Source organism: Gemmatimonadales bacterium, from assembly GCA_036279355.1.
Classification (GTDB): Bacteria; Gemmatimonadota; Gemmatimonadetes; order Gemmatimonadales; family GWC2-71-9; genus DASQPE01.
Genome location: DASUJH010000033.1, coordinates 17,929 through 33,839 on the forward strand (window position 1 = coordinate 17,929; position 15,911 = coordinate 33,839).

General features: G+C 69.1%; 15 protein-coding genes. 11 read left to right on the forward strand and 4 right to left on the reverse strand.

The genetic code is table 11. The features are described from left to right. Window positions 1-35: 35 nt before the first annotated feature. The 8 genes from VFW66_08900 (at window position 36) to VFW66_08935 (ending at window position 8,701) form a co-directional block, all read left to right on the forward strand. Window positions 36-1,289, forward strand: a complete 1,254-nt coding sequence (locus tag VFW66_08900) for an AAA family ATPase (GenBank protein ID HEX5386802.1) — start codon at window positions 36-38, stop codon at window positions 1,287-1,289. Beyond that, window positions 1,282-2,730: a CpaF family protein gene (locus VFW66_08905; GenBank protein ID HEX5386803.1), complete on the forward strand. Its 1,449-nt coding sequence runs from the start codon at window positions 1,282-1,284 to the stop codon at window positions 2,728-2,730. Before VFW66_08900 ends, VFW66_08905 begins: the two co-directional genes overlap by 8 nt. Next, on the forward strand, window positions 2,724-3,707 hold the full coding sequence (locus VFW66_08910; GenBank protein HEX5386804.1) for a type II secretion system F family protein: 984 nt from the start codon (window positions 2,724-2,726) through the stop codon (window positions 3,705-3,707). The genes VFW66_08905 and VFW66_08910 overlap by 7 nt, the downstream gene beginning before the upstream one ends. A 10-nt stretch (window positions 3,708-3,717) precedes the next feature. Beyond that, window positions 3,718-4,650: a type II secretion system F family protein gene (locus tag VFW66_08915; protein ID HEX5386805.1), complete on the forward strand. Its 933-nt coding sequence runs from the start codon at window positions 3,718-3,720 to the stop codon at window positions 4,648-4,650. Window positions 4,651-4,657: 7 nt separating this feature from the next. Beyond that, window positions 4,658-5,017, forward strand: a complete 360-nt coding sequence (locus VFW66_08920; GenBank protein ID HEX5386806.1) for a DUF192 domain-containing protein — start codon at window positions 4,658-4,660, stop codon at window positions 5,015-5,017. Beyond that, a complete protein-coding gene (locus tag VFW66_08925) occupies window positions 5,014-6,354 on the forward strand; it encodes a hypothetical protein (GenBank protein ID HEX5386807.1) in 1,341 nt (446 codons plus the stop codon). Before VFW66_08920 ends, VFW66_08925 begins: the two co-directional genes overlap by 4 nt. 36 nt (window positions 6,355-6,390) lie before the next feature. Further along, window positions 6,391-7,107: a hypothetical protein gene (locus VFW66_08930; GenBank protein ID HEX5386808.1), complete on the forward strand. Its 717-nt coding sequence runs from the start codon at window positions 6,391-6,393 to the stop codon at window positions 7,105-7,107. Between the two features lie 133 nt (window positions 7,108-7,240). Next, the gene (locus tag VFW66_08935) at window positions 7,241-8,701 is read left to right on the forward strand and encodes a M48 family metalloprotease (GenBank protein HEX5386809.1); all 1,461 of its coding nucleotides are present in this window, start codon (window positions 7,241-7,243) and stop codon (window positions 8,699-8,701) included. 3 nt (window positions 8,702-8,704) lie between these two features. On the opposite strand, the gene VFW66_08940 is transcribed toward VFW66_08935, so the two are convergent. Continuing rightward, complete coding sequence (locus VFW66_08940; GenBank protein HEX5386810.1) at window positions 8,705-9,997, reverse strand: VWA domain-containing protein; 1,293 nt, start codon at window positions 9,995-9,997, stop codon at window positions 8,705-8,707. Between the two features lie 141 nt (window positions 9,998-10,138). On the opposite strand from VFW66_08940, the gene VFW66_08945 reads away from it, so the two are divergent. Both VFW66_08945 and VFW66_08950 read left to right on the forward strand, forming a co-directional pair. Then, window positions 10,139-11,416: an MFS transporter gene (locus VFW66_08945; GenBank protein HEX5386811.1), complete on the forward strand. Its 1,278-nt coding sequence runs from the start codon at window positions 10,139-10,141 to the stop codon at window positions 11,414-11,416. Window position 11,417: 1 nt separating this feature from the next. Further along, the gene (locus VFW66_08950; protein ID HEX5386812.1) at window positions 11,418-12,041 is read left to right on the forward strand and encodes a cytidylate kinase-like family protein; all 624 of its coding nucleotides are present in this window, start codon (window positions 11,418-11,420) and stop codon (window positions 12,039-12,041) included. A 167-nt stretch (window positions 12,042-12,208) separates the two neighbouring features. On the opposite strand, the gene VFW66_08955 is transcribed toward VFW66_08950, so the two are convergent. Continuing rightward, entirely contained in the window at window positions 12,209-13,669 is a 1,461-nt protein-coding gene (locus VFW66_08955) for a magnesium chelatase (protein HEX5386813.1), read from the reverse strand. A gap of 276 nt (window positions 13,670-13,945) precedes the next feature. Between VFW66_08955 and VFW66_08960 the strand changes: the two genes are divergently transcribed. Then, entirely contained in the window at window positions 13,946-14,128 is a 183-nt protein-coding gene (locus VFW66_08960) for a hypothetical protein (GenBank protein ID HEX5386814.1), read from the forward strand. Between the two features lie 103 nt (window positions 14,129-14,231). Here the strand turns inward: VFW66_08960 and VFW66_08965 are convergent, their stop codons facing one another. Then, entirely contained in the window at window positions 14,232-15,233 is a 1,002-nt protein-coding gene (locus VFW66_08965) for a hypothetical protein (GenBank protein ID HEX5386815.1), read from the reverse strand. Further along, the gene (locus VFW66_08970; GenBank protein HEX5386816.1) at window positions 15,220-15,888 is read right to left on the reverse strand and encodes an HAD family phosphatase; all 669 of its coding nucleotides are present in this window, start codon (window positions 15,886-15,888) and stop codon (window positions 15,220-15,222) included. Before VFW66_08970 ends, VFW66_08965 begins: the two co-directional genes overlap by 14 nt. Window positions 15,889-15,911: the final 23 nt, after the last annotated feature.

Sequence of the window (15,911 nt, forward strand, 5' to 3'; positions counted from 1 at the left end):
CGTCCCGCCGAGGCGACGGAAGCGAAACGGAGCGCATGACGAAACCTGCCATTCGGAGCGTCCTGGTCGGCCACGACGCGGCCCTGCGTGAAGCGCTCCGGCGCCTGCTCGGGGGCGCGGATCTGGGCGTCGTGATCGACCTCGAGATTCCCGAGCGCTTCGCCACCATCGGCGAGGCGCACCTCACCGCGCTCCGCCAGGCCAAGCCCGATCTCGTGTTCCTCGACCTGCACGAGGACCCGGAGACCGGGATCCGGTTCGCCCACTTCCTCGCCGACATGAGCCCCGATCTCAAGATCGTGGCGATCGGGCCTGAGCTGGCGCCCGACCTGCTCATGGCCGCAATGCGCGCCGGCGTGTCGGACTACCTCCTCCGGCCCATCAATCCCGAGGCGCTCAAGAGCTCGATCGAGCGGTTCTCCCAGAAGATCGGCCGCGCCCAGAACGAGGCCCAGCGGGTCGGCCAGATCCTGTCGCTCTTCAGCCCCAAGGGGGGTGGCGGCTCGACCACGCTCGCCACCAACCTCGCCATCGTGCTCCACCGGCTCACCGGCAAGAAGACCCTGCTGGTGGACCTCGACCTGGAGCTCGGCGAGAGCGCCCTCGCGCTGGGCGTGCAGCCGCGGTTCAGCTTCATCGATTTCGTCGAAAACTTCCGCCGGATGGATGCGAGCCTCCTCGCCTCCTACATCGAGCGGCACGATTCCGGCATCCACCTCCTCTCGGCTCCGTTCCAGCCCGAGAAGGCCGAGACCATCACCGCCGACCAGGTCCGCCGCATTCTGGGGTTCCTGCGGCAACACTACGAGTACGTGGTAGTGGATACGCCGCGCTCGTTCGCGCCGTCCACCCTGGCCGCATTCGAGCAGTCGGACCTGGTGTTCATCGTGACGACGGTCGATCTCCCGTCGCTGCGCAACATCCAGCGCGGGTTTCCGCTGCTCAAGCGGGTGCTGCCGAGGGGCGTCGAGCAGGTTCGGCTGGTGGTCAATCGGTACAACGCGAATGATCCGGTCACGGTGCGCGACGTCGAGGAGAGCCTCGGGATGAAGGTGTTCTCGAAGATCAGCAACGACTACGAGGCGGTGATGAGCTCGCTCAACGAGGGCAAGCCGGTGGTGTTGAACGGCAAGTCGGTGTACGCCAAGGATGTGAAGGCGCTGGCGGCGCAGATCGCCGGGCTCGGGCCGGGCAAACGCAAGCCCGGGATCACCGGGGCTGTCACGGCACAGTTCCGCACCGTATTGGGCCGCGTAGGAAAGCGGCCGGGAGGCTCAGGCAATGACTGACGTGGCGGGCCGGAGCCCGAACGGCGGGCAGGCGGACGGCGGGCGGCCCACGCTGCCCTGGGAAACGGCGAAGCCGGAGCGAATGGCCGCGCCGGGCGCGGCAGCGCCGGCCGGCGGTGCGGCTTCGGACGAGCTGGTCAACATTCACGCGCTCCAGGTCGTGAAAGGCCGGGTGCACCGGAAGCTGCTCGAGCGGCTCAACCTCTCCAACCTCGACCGGCTCGACCGCCAGCAGGTGGCCGAGGCGATCCGCCGCGTCGTGGGCGACCTCGTCACCCAGGAGTCGGTGCCGCTCAACTTCGAGGAGCGGGACGTCGTGGTGGGCCAGGTGCTCGACGAGATCTTCGGCTTGGGCCCGCTCGAGCCGCTCATCAAGGACCCCGAGGTCTCCGACATCCTGGTGAATACCTACAACACCGTGTTCATCGAGCGGCACGGCCGCCTCGAGCGGACCGACGTGCAGTTCCAGGACGACCGCCACCTGCTCCAGATCATCGACCGGATCGTCTCGGCCGTGGGCCGCCGCATCGACGACTCCTCGCCCATGGTGGACGCCCGGCTGCCCGACGGCTCGCGCGTCAACGCCATCATCAAGCCGCTCGCGCTCGACGGCCCCCATGTCTCGATCCGCAAGTTCAAGCGCGACGCGCTCTCGGGCCAAGACCTGATCCGCTACGAGAGCGCCACCGAGCCGATGCTCGAGCTGCTCCGGGGCGTGGTGCGGGCAAGGCTCAACGTGCTCATCTCCGGCGGCACCGGCGCCGGCAAGACGACGCTGCTCAACATCCTGTCGTCATTCATCCCCGGCACCGAGCGGATCGTGACGATCGAGGACTCGGCCGAATTGCAGTTGCGCCAGCCCCACGTGGTGCGGCTCGAAACCCGGCCCGCCAATATCGAGGGCCACGGCGAGGTGCCGCAGCGGCTGCTGGTCATCAACTCCCTCCGCATGCGGCCCGACCGGATCATCATGGGTGAGTGCCGCGGCGCCGAAGCCGTCGACATGCTCCAGGCCATGAACACCGGCCACGACGGCTCGCTCACCACCATCCACGCCAACTCGCCGCGCGACGCGCTGAGCCGTCTGGAGACGATGGTGGCCATGGCGAGCCTCGATCTTCCGGAAAAGGCCATGCGGCAGCAGATCGCGAGCGCCATCAATGTCGTCATCCAGGTCATCCGGCTCTCCGACGGCACCCGCAAGGTGGCGCAGGTGTCGGAGATCGTGGGCATGGAGGGGGACGTCATCACGATGCAGGACATCTTCCTCTACGAGCGGCACGGCATCGACGAGCACGACAAGGTGCTCGGCGAGTTCCGCGCCACGGGCATCCGGCCCAAGTTCGCCGACCGCCTCAAGTCGTACGGCATCGACCTCTCCTCCGTGCTCTTCTCGAACTTCAACGGGAAGGAGCCCGGCCACGGAGGCGGCCGATGGTAAAGCTCTCGAGCACGGCGTGGCTCTTCGCGCTCGCGGCCTTTCTCGTCGTGGCGCTGGCCACGGTGTCTGTGGTGCTCCTCTGGGAGTGGTTCCGCGAGCGGCAGCGCAAGCGGATGATGGTGCAGCAGCTCCGCGAGCTGGCGGACGGCGTGGGCCAGGAGCAGCAGCGCACGCTCCTCCGGAGCGCGGTGTCGCAGGCGGCGTGGCTCGGGCCGGTCGCCGCGCGGCTGCCCCAGCTCAAGGATATCGAGCACATGCTGCAGCAGGCCGGGCTCACCTGGACGCTGCAGACGTTCTTCCTGTTGAGCGCGGGGCTCGCCGTTGCGGTGGGCGTCGCGGTGTTCGCCGTCACCGAGTTCATTCCGGCCGCGCTGCTCGGCACCATCATCGGCGGCGCGCTGCCCTACATCTACGTGAGCCGGAAGCGCGCCCGCCGGCTGGCGCAGTTCGAGGAAGTCCTGCCCGACTCCATCGACCTGATGGGCCGCGCGCTCCGCGCGGGGCATCCGCTCTCCGCCGGGTTCAAGATGGCAGCCGAGGACGGCGCGGAGCCGGTGTCGGGCGAGCTGCGCCGCGTGTTCGAGGAGCAGCGCTTCGGGCTGCCGCTCGACGAGTCGCTGCTCGGGCTCGCCGACCGGATCAACCTGGTGGACGTGCGCATCCTGGTGACGGCGATCATGATCCAGCGCGAGGTGGGCGGCAATCTCGCGGAAATCCTCGATAACCTGGCCTCCGTGATCCGGGCCCGCTTCACCATCCGGCGGCAGCTCCGGGTGTACACGGCGCAGGGCCGCCTCACCGGCTACCTGCTGGCGGCGCTGCCGATCGTGCTGTTCTCACTGCTCTACACGCTCAACCCGGAATACATGTCGATCCTGTTCAAGGATCCCACCGGCAAGATCGTAACGATGATTGCGGTCTGCCTGCAGCTGGTCGGATTCCTGTGGATCCGGAAGATCATCAACATCGAGATCTGAGCGGACGCCCATGCTGATCCTCATTGCGGTCCTGACGGCGGCGGCGGTCGCGCTCCTGGTGCTGAGCTTCGTGCAGTTCACGCCCAACCGCGCGGCGGTGGTGGTGGAGCGGCTCGACCAGTTCCGCCGCACGGACGGCGGGCTCGACACCCTCGCGCGCCGCCGGCGCCAGGCCCGGAGCGAACGGCTCCGCAGCCTGCTCCAGGTCCTGGGCGAACGAGTGGAGTCGCGGCGTGGCGACACGGGCGAAGTGCGCCAGTTCCTGATCCAGGCCGGTTACTCCGACCCGGCGGCGCTGCCGATCTACTGGGCCCTGCGCGTCATCCTCGGAGCTGGCCTCGGGCTCGGCGCGCTCCTCGTGCTCCCGGTTCTGGGCGCCCACCCCACGCAGGTGGGGCTCGCCGCGCTCTGGCTCGGCGGACTCGGTTGGATCCTGCCGACCTTCGTCGTGCGGAGCCAGCTCAAGCGCCGGCAGAAGGAGGTGCAGCTCGCGCTCCCGGACATGCTCGACCTGCTGGTGGTTTGCGTCGAAGCGGGCCTCGGCATCAACCAGGCGCTCACCCGCGTGGCCGACGAAATCGACCACGTGAGCTCGATCATGTCGGAGGAGCTGACCCTCGCCAACCTCGAGATCCGCGCCGGCACCCCGCGCGAGGAAGCGCTCAAGCACTTCGCCGATCGCACCGGCCTGGCCGACATCCGCTCGCTCGTCGGCATGATGATCCAGACCGAGCGGTTCGGCACCTCGATCGCCACGGCGCTCCGGGTCCAGGCGGACACGCTTCGCACCAAGCGGCGCCAGCGAGCCGAGGAGGCCGCGGCCAAGACGACGATCAAGCTGGTCTTCCCGCTCGTGCTGTTCGTGTTTCCGGCGATGTTCGCCGTCGTGCTCGGGCCCTCGGTGATCGTGATCTTCCGGATGTTCAACAACCTGCACATATGAGCCGGCCATGCGATCGGTGCGGGTCGTGAACGCGCGGATGGGCGCCGAGCTGGGCGATCGGGTGCGCGTGGCCGACACCTGGTGGGCCCGGCTCCGCGGTCAGCTCGGACGGCCCGCGCCCGCCCGCGGCGAGGGCCTGGTCCTTTCGCCCTGCCGGTCGGTTCACATGTACGGCATGCCGTATCCGCTCGACGTGGCATTCCTCGACCGCGAGGGCCGGGTGGTGGCGAGCTACCGCCCGCTGGCGCCGGGCCGCCGCTCCCGGTGGCACCGCGCCGCCGCGTGCGCCGTCGAGCTGCCGGCAGGGACGCTCGATGCCACCGGCACCGCCAACGGAGACCCGATCGTCCTGGAGGGCTCGGTATGACGACCGCCACGTTCGCCTCGCCCACGGCGCCGCTCGAGCGGCCCGCCGTGCCCCCCATGCCCGACACGCTCGCCGACACCGGCCTCTCGGTCGAGCTCGTGCGCGATCTGCTGCTCAAGACCCTGTACGTGCAAGGCGTGCGTACCGGACACGAGCTGGCCGAAGCCGTGGCGCTGCCGTTCGCGCTGGTGGACGACGAGCTGCTCACGCTGCAACAGCGGCGGTTCATCGAGGTGCGCGGCACCACCGGCACCAACCGGGCGAGCTATCGGTACGAGGTGGCGGGCGAGGGACGCGACCGGGCCCGCGGTGCGCTGGAGTCGAGCCAGTACGTGGGGCCGGCGCCGGTGCCGCTCGCGCAGTACACGGCGTCGATCGTGGCGCAGTCGGTCGTGCACACGCGCTACAATCCGGCGGCCATGCGCACGGGCTTCGCCCATATGGTGCTGGACGACGAGGTGCTCGACGCGCTCGGGCCGGCGATCAACTCGGCCAAGTCGCTCTTCCTCTACGGGCACCCCGGCAATGGCAAGAGCGCCATCGCCGACGCGATCGCGTCCATGCTGGGCGGCGTACTCTACGTGCCGTACGCGGTCGAGGTGGACGGGCAGATCATGGTGGTGCACGATCCGGTGTACCATCGTCCCATCGAGGGCGCCGGTGACTCGGCGCTGGGCATGGAGGACCTCTGGCTGCACCAGGGAGACGGGCACGACCGCCGCTACGCGAAGGTGCGGCGACCCATCGTGCTCACCGGCGGCGAGCTCACCCTCGACCAACTCGATCTGCGGTACGACCCGCACGCCAAGCTCTACCAGGCGCCGTTCCAGGCCAAGGCCAACGGCGGCGTGCTCATCATCGACGACTTCGGCCGCCAGCGGGTGCCGCCGAGGGACCTGCTCAACCGCTGGATCGTGCCGCTGGAGAAGCGGGTCGACTTCCTCACTCTGCACACGGGCGGGAAGTTTCCGCTGCCGTTCGACTGCCTGCTCATCTTCGCGACCAACCTGGAGCCGAAGGAGCTGGTGGAGGAGGCGTTTCTCCGCCGCATCCATTACAAGCTCCATATCGGCGACCCGCGCCGGGACCAGTACGACGAGATCTTCCGCCGCTGCTGCGCCGCGGCAGGGCTCACCTACGTACCGGCCGCGGTGGATCACGTGTACGAGGAGTACTACGGGCGTCGCGGCATCCCGGCGCGCAACTGCCATCCGCGCGACCTCGTGGCGCACCTCATGGACATCGCAAAGTACCTCGAGGAGCCCCCGGCGCTCCGGCGCGACCTGCTCGACCGGGCGTGCGTCTCCTACTTCCTCGATCCGACCCGCACTCACTGAGCGCGGCCGCGGCCGCCAGCCGGCCGGGAGCTCCCGATGACCGAGCCTACCACCACCGACATGACGCGCGAGCTCAAGGCGCTGATGCACGAGCTCGAGCGAGGCATGATCGAGCGGATCAACGAAGTCGAGCGCGACAACGAGACCCTGCGCCGCTACGGGACGTACCTGCTGGTGGGGACCGGCGTGCTGCTCGGCATCGCGGCGGCGCTCGTCATCGTGAGCGCCCGGCACGGCATTCCGGGCAGCATCGCCGACGTGATCGAGTCGCGCCAGTTCCTGCTGCGCGATGCGCAGGGCCAGATACGCGGCGCCTGGGGCGTGGACAAGCAGGGCGCGCTGCGCTTCATCCTGCAGGACTCCGCCGGCAAGGCCAGCGTGGCGCTCGCGCTGCTCGGCAACGGCTCGCCCGGGCTCACGCTCACCGACCGTGATGGGCATCCGCGCGCCGTGGTCGGCATCCTGCCGGACCAGACGACCACGCTCACCCTGGCCGACCGGAACGGAACCACGCGGACGGTGCTCGGACTCTCGGACGACGGGTCGTCCACCCTCGTCTTTGCCGACCAGAGCGGCGCCGCGCGCGCGGGGTTCGGCGTGGATTCACACGGGTTCGGCACGCTGAGCGTGGCCGAGCGGCCCAATCAGGCGATGCAGCCGGCGCCCGACACCACGTCCGCGCCCGATACGGCGGCGGCCCGGGGCGGCAAGGCGGCCGCAAAGCCGCCGGGGCCGGTGCGGCGCAAACCGTAGCGCCGGCGGGCGCCGGGCGCCCGGCGGCACGCAGTTGGGTCGGAGCAGCGGGCCGGGACGCGGGTCACAGCGTCCCGGCCCGGTGCTTTGTACATTCCGGGCCAGGTACCGGACACCCGACGCCGAGGCCGCCATGCACGTCCGCACCGCGTTCGCCGCCGCCGCGCTCGCCACGGTCGCGTGCGCCACCAATCCCGTCACCGGCAAATCCGAGCTGTCGCTCATCTCCGAGTCCCAGGAAATCGAAATGGGCAAGGAGGCGGCGCAGCAGGTGCAGCAGAGCATCGGCTTTTACGACGATCCGGCGCTGCAGTCATACGTATCGCAGATCGGACTCAAGATGGCGCACGCGTCCGAGCGCCCGCAGCTCCCCTGGGAGTTTCACGTCGTGAACGACGCCTCGGTGAACGCCTTCGCGTTGCCCGGCGGATTCATCTACGTGACCCGCGGGCTCATGGGGGCAATCAGCAACGAGGCGGAGCTTGCTACCGTCGTGGGCCACGAGATCGGACACGTCACCAACCGCCACACCGTGCAGCAGATCAGCAAGCAGCAGCTCTTCTCGCTCGGGCTCGGCATCGGGATGATCCTCAAGCCCGGCCTGCAGCAGTTTGCCGGGCTGCTCAATAGCGGGCTCCAGCTGCTCTTTCTCAAGTACAGCCGGGACGACGAGAGCCAGGCCGACAAGGCGGGCTTCCGCTACGCGCTGCACGGCGGCTGGGACGTGCGCCAGATGCTCAACATGTTCCAGGTGCTCGAGGGCGAAAGCCAGCTCGACTCCACGGCCGGCAAATTGCCCGAGTGGGCGTCAACCCACCCCGCACCGGAAGACCGGATCCAGGCGACCGAGCAGCGCCTCGACACGCTGCACGCCGACCTCAGCAATCTCACGGTGAATCGCGAGGGCTACCTCGAGCACATCAAGGGCATCGTCTACGGCGAGGACCCGCGCCAGGGCTACTTCCAGGGCAATGCATTCCTGCACCCCGACCTGCGCTTCCAGCTCACGTTCCCCAACGGGTGGCAGAGGCAGAACACGCCGGCCGCCGTGGTCGCGGTGAGCCCGAACCAGGATGCCATGATCCAGCTCCAGCTCGCGGGCAAGGTGTCGCCCGAGCAGGCGGCGCAGCAGTTCCTCTCGCAGCAGGGCATCCAGCCGGGGCGCAATGCAAGCGAAACCGTCAACGGCCTGCCGGTCACCTCGAGCTACTTCACGGCACAGACCCAGGAGGGGCAGATCGAGGGGCTGGTGTCTTTCCTCTCGTACAACAACACGACCTACGGGATTCTGGGATACACGGGCGCGGGCAATCTGAGCCAGTACGACCAGACCTTCCGCCAGACGATCGGCAGCTTCCGGCCGCTCACCGATCCGGCGGCGATCAACGTGCAGCCGGCGCGGGTCGAGCTGGTGCGGGTGAACGACGCGATGACGCTCAAGGAATTCGACCAGCGGTATCCGTCGAGCATTCCGCTGGCCGAGCTTGCGGTGATCAACGGGTTGGATGGGCCGAACGGCGAAATCCGGCCGGGGCGGTACTACAAGCGGGTGGTGGGAGGAATTCCGCACACGGCCGGGCCAGGGCCGCGGTAGGCTTCAGCTCACCCGCCGCGTCTTCCGCTTCATGAAGTCCATCAGGATGAACTGGCCCAACGTCATCGTGTTGGTGAAGTACGCCTTGCCCCGGCAGATGGCGGCCACCTGCTTGACGAATTCCACCAGGCTCCGGTCGCGCGCCAGCATGAAGGTGTTGATCATGATGCCGCTGCGGCGGCAGTTGGCCACCTCGCGGTAGGTGGCCGCCAGGATCTGCGGGTCGAGGCCCATCGAGTTCACGTAGATCCGGCCGTCCGGCATGGTGAGCGCGCTGGGCTTGCCGTCGGTGATCATGATGATCTGCCGCATGTCCTTCTTCTGCCCGAGCAGGATGCGGCGCGCGTGCTTCAATCCCTCCGCGGTGTTCGTGTGATACGGCCCCACCTGCGCGGTCGCCAGCGCGCTCAGCGGAATCTCCTCCGCCGAATCGTGGAACAGCACCACCCGGAGGCTGTCGCCTGGAAACTGGGTGCGGATGAGGTGCGTGAGCGCCAGCGCGACCTTCTTGGCCGGCGTGAACCGGTCCTCACCGTAGAGGATCATCGAGTGGGAGCAGTCGAGCATCAGCACCGTCGCTGATGACGAGCGGTACTCCGACTGGCTCACCATGAGGTCCGCGTATTCCAGGTTGAGCGGCACGCCCAGCCCTTCGCGCGCGATGGCGCTCGTGAGCGTCGCGGGCACGTCGAGGTTGAGCACGTCGCCGAACTCATACGGCTTGCTCACGCCCTCCGCTTCGACGCCGGTGGCGAGGTATGGGGTTTCGTGCGCGCCGAAGCTCGACTTGCCGATGCTGCCGAGCAGGTTTTTGAGCGTCTTGTAGCCGAGGAAGTCGATGCCTTTCTCGGTGAGGTTGAACTGCACCTGCTGCGCCGCCGCCTGCGCCTGCCCGCCGGGGCCGAACATCGATTGATAGCCGCCGGGCACCTGCGGCGCCTCGCTCACGTTGAGGTAGCCTTCGTCGATGAGCCGCTGCACGATCTTGTCGAGCAGCTCGCCCAGGTCGCGCTCGATCTGGCGGTCGCGCTCGGGGTCGCCCGTGCTCTCGCCGCGCAGCACCTTGAGCATGTCGGGCGTGAGCTGGCCCGAGTCCATGAGCGCCTGCAGCACGGCCTGCTTCAACGCGTCGAGCGAGCGCTCGCCGTCGCCCATCTCGTCCTGCCAGAACGAATGGCCCTGCCCGCCGGCAAAGCCGGACTGGAGCAGGAAATCACTTAGCTGGTCGAGCAGCCCCTGCAGGTTGACCGCGTCGGCCAGCTCGGGGATGTACTTGGAGTAGGTGGTAAAGCGCATCGGGCCTCCTGCTCGCAAGGTAGTGACGCGGGGGGCGGGGGGACAATGCGGACAGGCGGTCGGGCGGACAGGCGGTCGGGCGGTTGGAGGCTGCGCCGGTGCCGCTCCCGCTGGGCGTTGCCTTCCGGTTAGTGTTGTCGCGTGTCCACCTTTGCACCCGCGCTTTCCCGGGCAGCCGCGCTGCGGTTTCGGTCGACGTTCGCCGCGCTGCGGCACCGCAATTTCCGGCTCTTCCTGATCGGCCAGTTCATTTCGCTCTGCGGCACCTGGATGGAGCAGGTGGCGCAGGGATGGCTCGTGCTCGAGCTCACCAACTCGCCCTTTGCCGTGGGTCTGGTGACGGCGCTTGGCGCGCTGCCGATCCTTTTCTTCACGCTCTTCGGCGGCGTGGTGGCGGACCGGGTGGACAAGCGCAAATTCGTGCTCGGGCTCCAGTCGCTCATGCTGTGCGAGGCGCTCGCGTTCGGCACCCTCACCGCGTTCCACTGGATCACCGTGCCGTGGGTGATGGGCCTCGCCATCTTCTTCGGGCTGCTCTCGGCGTTCGAGGTGCCCACCCGGCAGGCGTTTCTCGTCGAGCTGGTGGGGCGGGACGACCTGATGAACGCGATCGCGCTCAATTCGTCGGCGTTCAACGTGGCGCGGGTGATCGGGCCCGCGGTGGCGGCCGCGCTCATCGCCGCGCTGGGCCTCGCGGCGTGCTTCTTCGCCAATGCGCTGAGCTACCTCGCCGTGATCGCGGGCCTCATCATGATGCGGACTAAACGGCGCCCGGTGCAGCAGGAGATCGGCGCGGTGACGGCCATGCTCGAGGGGCTGCGCTACATCTGGGCGCACCGCTGGCCGCGGGCGCTCGTGATCCTGATCGGAAGCTTCAGCCTCTTCGGCTACCCGTTCATCGTCATGATGCCCGTCTTCGCGCGCGACGCGCTGCACCTCGGCGCGTCGGGCTACGCGGCGCTCCTGGCCTCGGTCGGTGTCGGGGCCGCCATCGCCGCGCTCTTCCTCGCGGGCTTCGGCAGCCGGTTGCGCCCGGGGCGGATGCTCTTCGGCGGTTCGCTCACCTTCGGTGTGTCGCTCAGTGGCGCGGCAATGGTGCCGCGCCTCGGGCCGGCTCTCGTGCTCTTCACGGTGGCCGGGTGGTCCATGGGCGTGGCCGGCATTCTCGCCAACACCATGCTGCAGACCGAAGCGCCTGACCACCTCCGCGGCCGCGTCATGGGCATCTACTCCTTCCTCGTGCTGGGTCTCGCTCCGTTCGGCGCATTCCAGGCGGGCTGGGTATCGGAGCACGCGGGCGTGCGCTGGTCGATCGGGCTCGGCGGGCTCGCGTGCTTCATGACCGCGGCATGCGTCGTCCGGTACATGCTGGTGGGCCGGCGGCTCTTACGCCCCGTTCGGCGGCCGGTACCTTTGTGACATGCTGATCACCGTCTCCCGCCAGTACGGCGCCGGTGGCTCCGCCGTGGCGGAGCGAGTGGCCGGCGCGCTCGACTGGCGGGTGGTGGACAACGAGCTGCTCGAGCGGATCGCACGCCGCGCGGGCCTCCCGCCCGAAGACGTGGCCGAGCTGGAAGAGCGCGTGCCGAGCTTCATCGAGCGGCTCGCGCGGGTGCTCGCTTCCGGCACGCCCGAGCTTTTCCCCCCACCCAACGGCACCGTGCCGGAGCTGGCCGAGCAGGACCTGGTGCGCATCACCGAGACGGTGGTGGCCGAGGTCGCCGCCGAGGGGCGCGTGGTGCTCGTGGGCCGCGCGGCGCCGGCGGTGCTCGCGCGCGAGCGCGACGCGCTGCACGTCAAGGTGGTAGCTTCGCGCCCCTTCCGCGTCCGCACGACAATGGAGCGCCTGAGCGTGGACGCAAAGGAGGCCGAGCGCATCGTGACCCAGATGGACGCCCACCGCGCGAGGTATCATCGGGACAACTACGGCCGAGACTGGACCGACGCCAGCAACTACGACGTCGTGGTGAACGCGGAGCGGTTGGGGCTCGATGGGGCGGTGGACGTAGTGGTGGGTGAGGCGCGCCGCCGCGGATGGCGGTGAGGGGTGGCGGACAGGCGGACAGGCGGACGGGCGGGCCAGCAGAAGCCTGCATCGGAGCGGGACAAAAAGGGGAGCGGGGCTCCGCCGACAAGCACACAGTCGGTTCCGCCCCCGCTCCCCTTTTTGCCCCGCTCCGCCAGCGCGATTTCCGCCGGCGACCTGCCCGCCTACCCGAAGCTCAGTCCGCCCTTCCCATATCCCGGCTCCCGCCGCTCCGGCTTCGCGCGCGTATAGCCCAGCTCCTCGCTCCGGCTGATCCGCTTCTGCGCCGCCAGCCCTTCGAGCACCAGCTCGCACCCGGCCACCGTCGTCGCCTTGTCGCTCGCGGGTGCGAGTCCGCCGTCCGCCACGATGGTGAGAAGCCCGGGCACGACGCCGAATCCCTTGAGGCAGACGTCGGTCCGCTCGTCCCCCGCCACCTTGAGCGCCCCGCCGCCGTCGAACCACGCGACGATGCGCCCCAGGTCGGCGCCGCCCAGGCGCTCCTCCAGCACCCGACCGGCCGCGCGGCGGATGAGCTCGCGCGCGATCGTGTCGCCCCCTTGCAGCTCGCCCTCGTACTCCAGCTCGAGCTTGCCGGTGATCGAGGGAACTGCCGCGTACACGTCGCTCACCCGCGGCACGACGCACGGCTCGCCGTACGCCCGTGCGCGGCGCTCGGCGTTGGAGACCAGGTTCTCGATCACGCTGATCGGCAGCCGCTGGCTCACGCCGGAGCGCCGGTCCACCCGCTTGTCCTCCCGCGCCTCGAAGGCGATCCGCTCGACCAGCTCGCAGATGAAATCGGGAATCTTGACCGGCACGCCGCGTCCGGTCCACGCCTCCTGTGCCGTGATCTCCATGCCGAGCTGCACGGTGCGGGGATAGTGGGTGACGATCTCGGAGCCGATCCGGTCCTTGAGCGGCGTGATGATCGTGCCGCGCGCGGTGTAGTCCTCGGGATTCGCGGTGAAGGCGAGCAACACGTCGAGCGGAAGGCGCACCGGATAGCCTTTGATCTGGACGTCGCCCTCCTGCATGATGTTGAAGAGACCCACCTGGACCTTGCCGCTCAGATCGGGCAGCTCGTTGATGGCGAAGATGCCGCGGTTAGCGCGCGGCAGGAGCCCGAAGTGCATGGTGAGCTCGTCCGAGAGCAGGTGGCCACCGCGCGCTGCCTTGATCGGGTCGAGGTCGCCGATGATGTCGGCGATCGTCACGTCGGGCGTAGCGAGCTTCTCCACGTAGCGGTCGCCGCGGCCGAGCCAGGCGATCGGCGTGGCGTCGCCGCACTCGGCCAGCCGCCCGCGGGCGAACTTGGAGATCGGCGCGAAGGGATCGTCGTTCACCTCGCTCCCGGCCACGATCGGGATCCGCTCGTCGAGCAGCTCGGTCAGCTGCCGGAGGATGCGGCTCTTGGCCTGTCCCCGGAGACCCAGCAGGATGAAGTGGTGCCGGGCGAGCAGCGCATTGACGAGCTGGGGGACGATGGTGTCGTCGTAGCCCACGATGCCGGGAAAGAGGGCGTCGCCCTGCTCCAGCCGCTCGAGCAGGTTGGCGCGCAGCTCGTCACGAATCTGGCGGCCGCGCAGCGGGGGCGCCGCCCATGGGCTGTTCTTGAGCTCGCCGAAGGTGCGGGGTTCGATCATGTTCGACTTCGCTTTCACTGGCTTGATCCTGACTGGTATCACTCACACTGCGGAACGTGGCGGAACGGCGCCGCGAGGGCAAGCCGGTCCGGGACAAGAGCATGGAGCCCACAATCCGCTTGACAAACGGCGTGGGCGGATTAGCTTCGCTCGCCGTATACCTTGGCGATCAATCGGTCCGTTTCCGGCGGCCTTCCGGCCGCGGCGACGACGACGAATGCATCTCAACGGTCACGCTGCTCGCTGGATCACCCACGAAAGCTGAAGGAGCGACGCATGAAGAAGAGTCTGTTCCTGGCGGCGGTGCTTGTGCTGGCCGCCTGCGGCAGTAAGGAAAAGGCCGCGACGCCGTCGTCGTCCGAGATGGCTCCGGCGGCGGGTGACTCGTCGGGCATGATGATGAACGACAGCACCATGATGCACGACAGCACGATGGCGCGCGACACGACCAAGATGTAACTGTCTCGCGAGCATCCAGCCGGGCGGCGCGTCCACCCGGCTTTGGCGGGCCCCGGAATCCGTTCCGGGGCCCGCTCGCATTCCGTGATGCGCCAGCGGGGCGTTACGCCACCCGTCCCCGATCCAGATCGTCCGGCGCGAACGGGAGCGCCACCACGGTAGCGTTCCGGCCGCCGGCCATTACGTCCGCGCCGACCTCCACTTCCCGCCTGATCGGCGCGAGGCCGATGATCCGGTCATCGAGCGCCAGGGTGGAGCGCACCGTGCCGACCTCGCGTCCGTCGGCCACGATCGCGCTGTCGGCCAGCGGGTCGGCGCCGGTCCACACCAGTCCACGCAGCTCCCGGTTGGTGTGGCCCCGGAAATGGAGCCGCGCCACCGTCTCCTGTCCCACGTAACAGCCCTTGGTGTAAGAGACGCCGCCGATCTCGTCGAAGCGCACCTCCTGCGGCAGCGTGCGCTCGTCGATCTCGGCGCCGAGCGTGGGCCAGCCGGCGAGCACGCGGGCGGCATCGAGATCGTCGAGCGTTCCGGTCGCGGCGCCGGCAGCCGTGAGCGACGCGACGAGCGTGCGCATGGCCGCGGCGGGACCCACAGCGAGCGCGCTGAACGGCGCCGATTCGTGCGCGAGTGCCAGGAGGACGGGCCCCGCAGTGGTGTCCACCGCCGTGACCCGCCCCGCGGCCTCGGGGATCGGACGCACCGCCGAGCGGGCGAGCAGCGGAAACGCCTGGCCACCGAGGAGCCACGCGGCCGCGACCTCACCGGTGAGATCGTCCACCCGCGCGAGCCGCGGCGGGATCTGCCGGCGGAAGAGATCGAGCGATGCCTCCCGGCCCGCGGGCGGCGCCACGAGGGTAAACCGGTCGGGCTCGCGGATCACCCAGTAGTCCACCACGATCATGCCCTTGGGCGTGAGGAGCGCGCCGTACACCAGGCTGTGGTCGCCCGGCTTGATGAGGTCGTTGGTGAGGAGCCCCTGGAGGCAGGTAAGCGCCCCCGTTCCTTCGATCCGGAAGACCGCGGGCTCGCTCTCCACCACCACGGCGCCGTGCCGCAGCCGGTCGACCCGCGCGCGCCCGGCGCTCAGCTCAAGCGACCGCATGGGCCCACGGAAGGTCGGCGGGCGTGCGGCCGGTGAAGTCATCCCAGACCGCGTCCGCGCCGGCCAGCAGCTCGCGCGCATGCGAGGTGGCGAGCATGGCACAGCGGAGACCGGCCGCCTTCGCGGCCGCGAGACCGGGGAGCGAATCCTCGATCGCCACGCAGCGCGCGGCCGGGAGATCGAGCGCCAGACAGGCCGAGCGAAATCCTCGCGGATCGGGCTTGCACGCCGGCACGTCTTCGGCAGCTACGACGTGCGCAAAGTGATCGCGGATGCCGGCCTTACCGAGCACCAGCTCGATCTCCCGCCGGAGGGCGCCGGAGACGATGGCGAGCGCGATTTCCTCCCGCGCCGCCGCGCGCACGAAGTCCACGGCGCCCGGCACCAGCGTCATCGAGCGGCGGATGGCGCGCTCGTAGTGGCCGGCCTTACGCTCGATGGCGCGGGCGAGCGCGCGCTCGTCGGCCGGACGTCCGTGGCGCGCAAAGCTGAACCGGAAGCACTCCCGGTCGTCGAATCCGAGATAATCGCGGTAGTACTCCTCGCGGTCCAGCGCCACGCCGTATTCCGCGAGCGTGGCGATAAGCGCATCACAGTGCTGGGGCTCGTCGTCGATGATGACGCCGTTGAAGTCGAAGAGAATGGCGCGGAACATAGGTCAACGGTAAACGCGAGGCC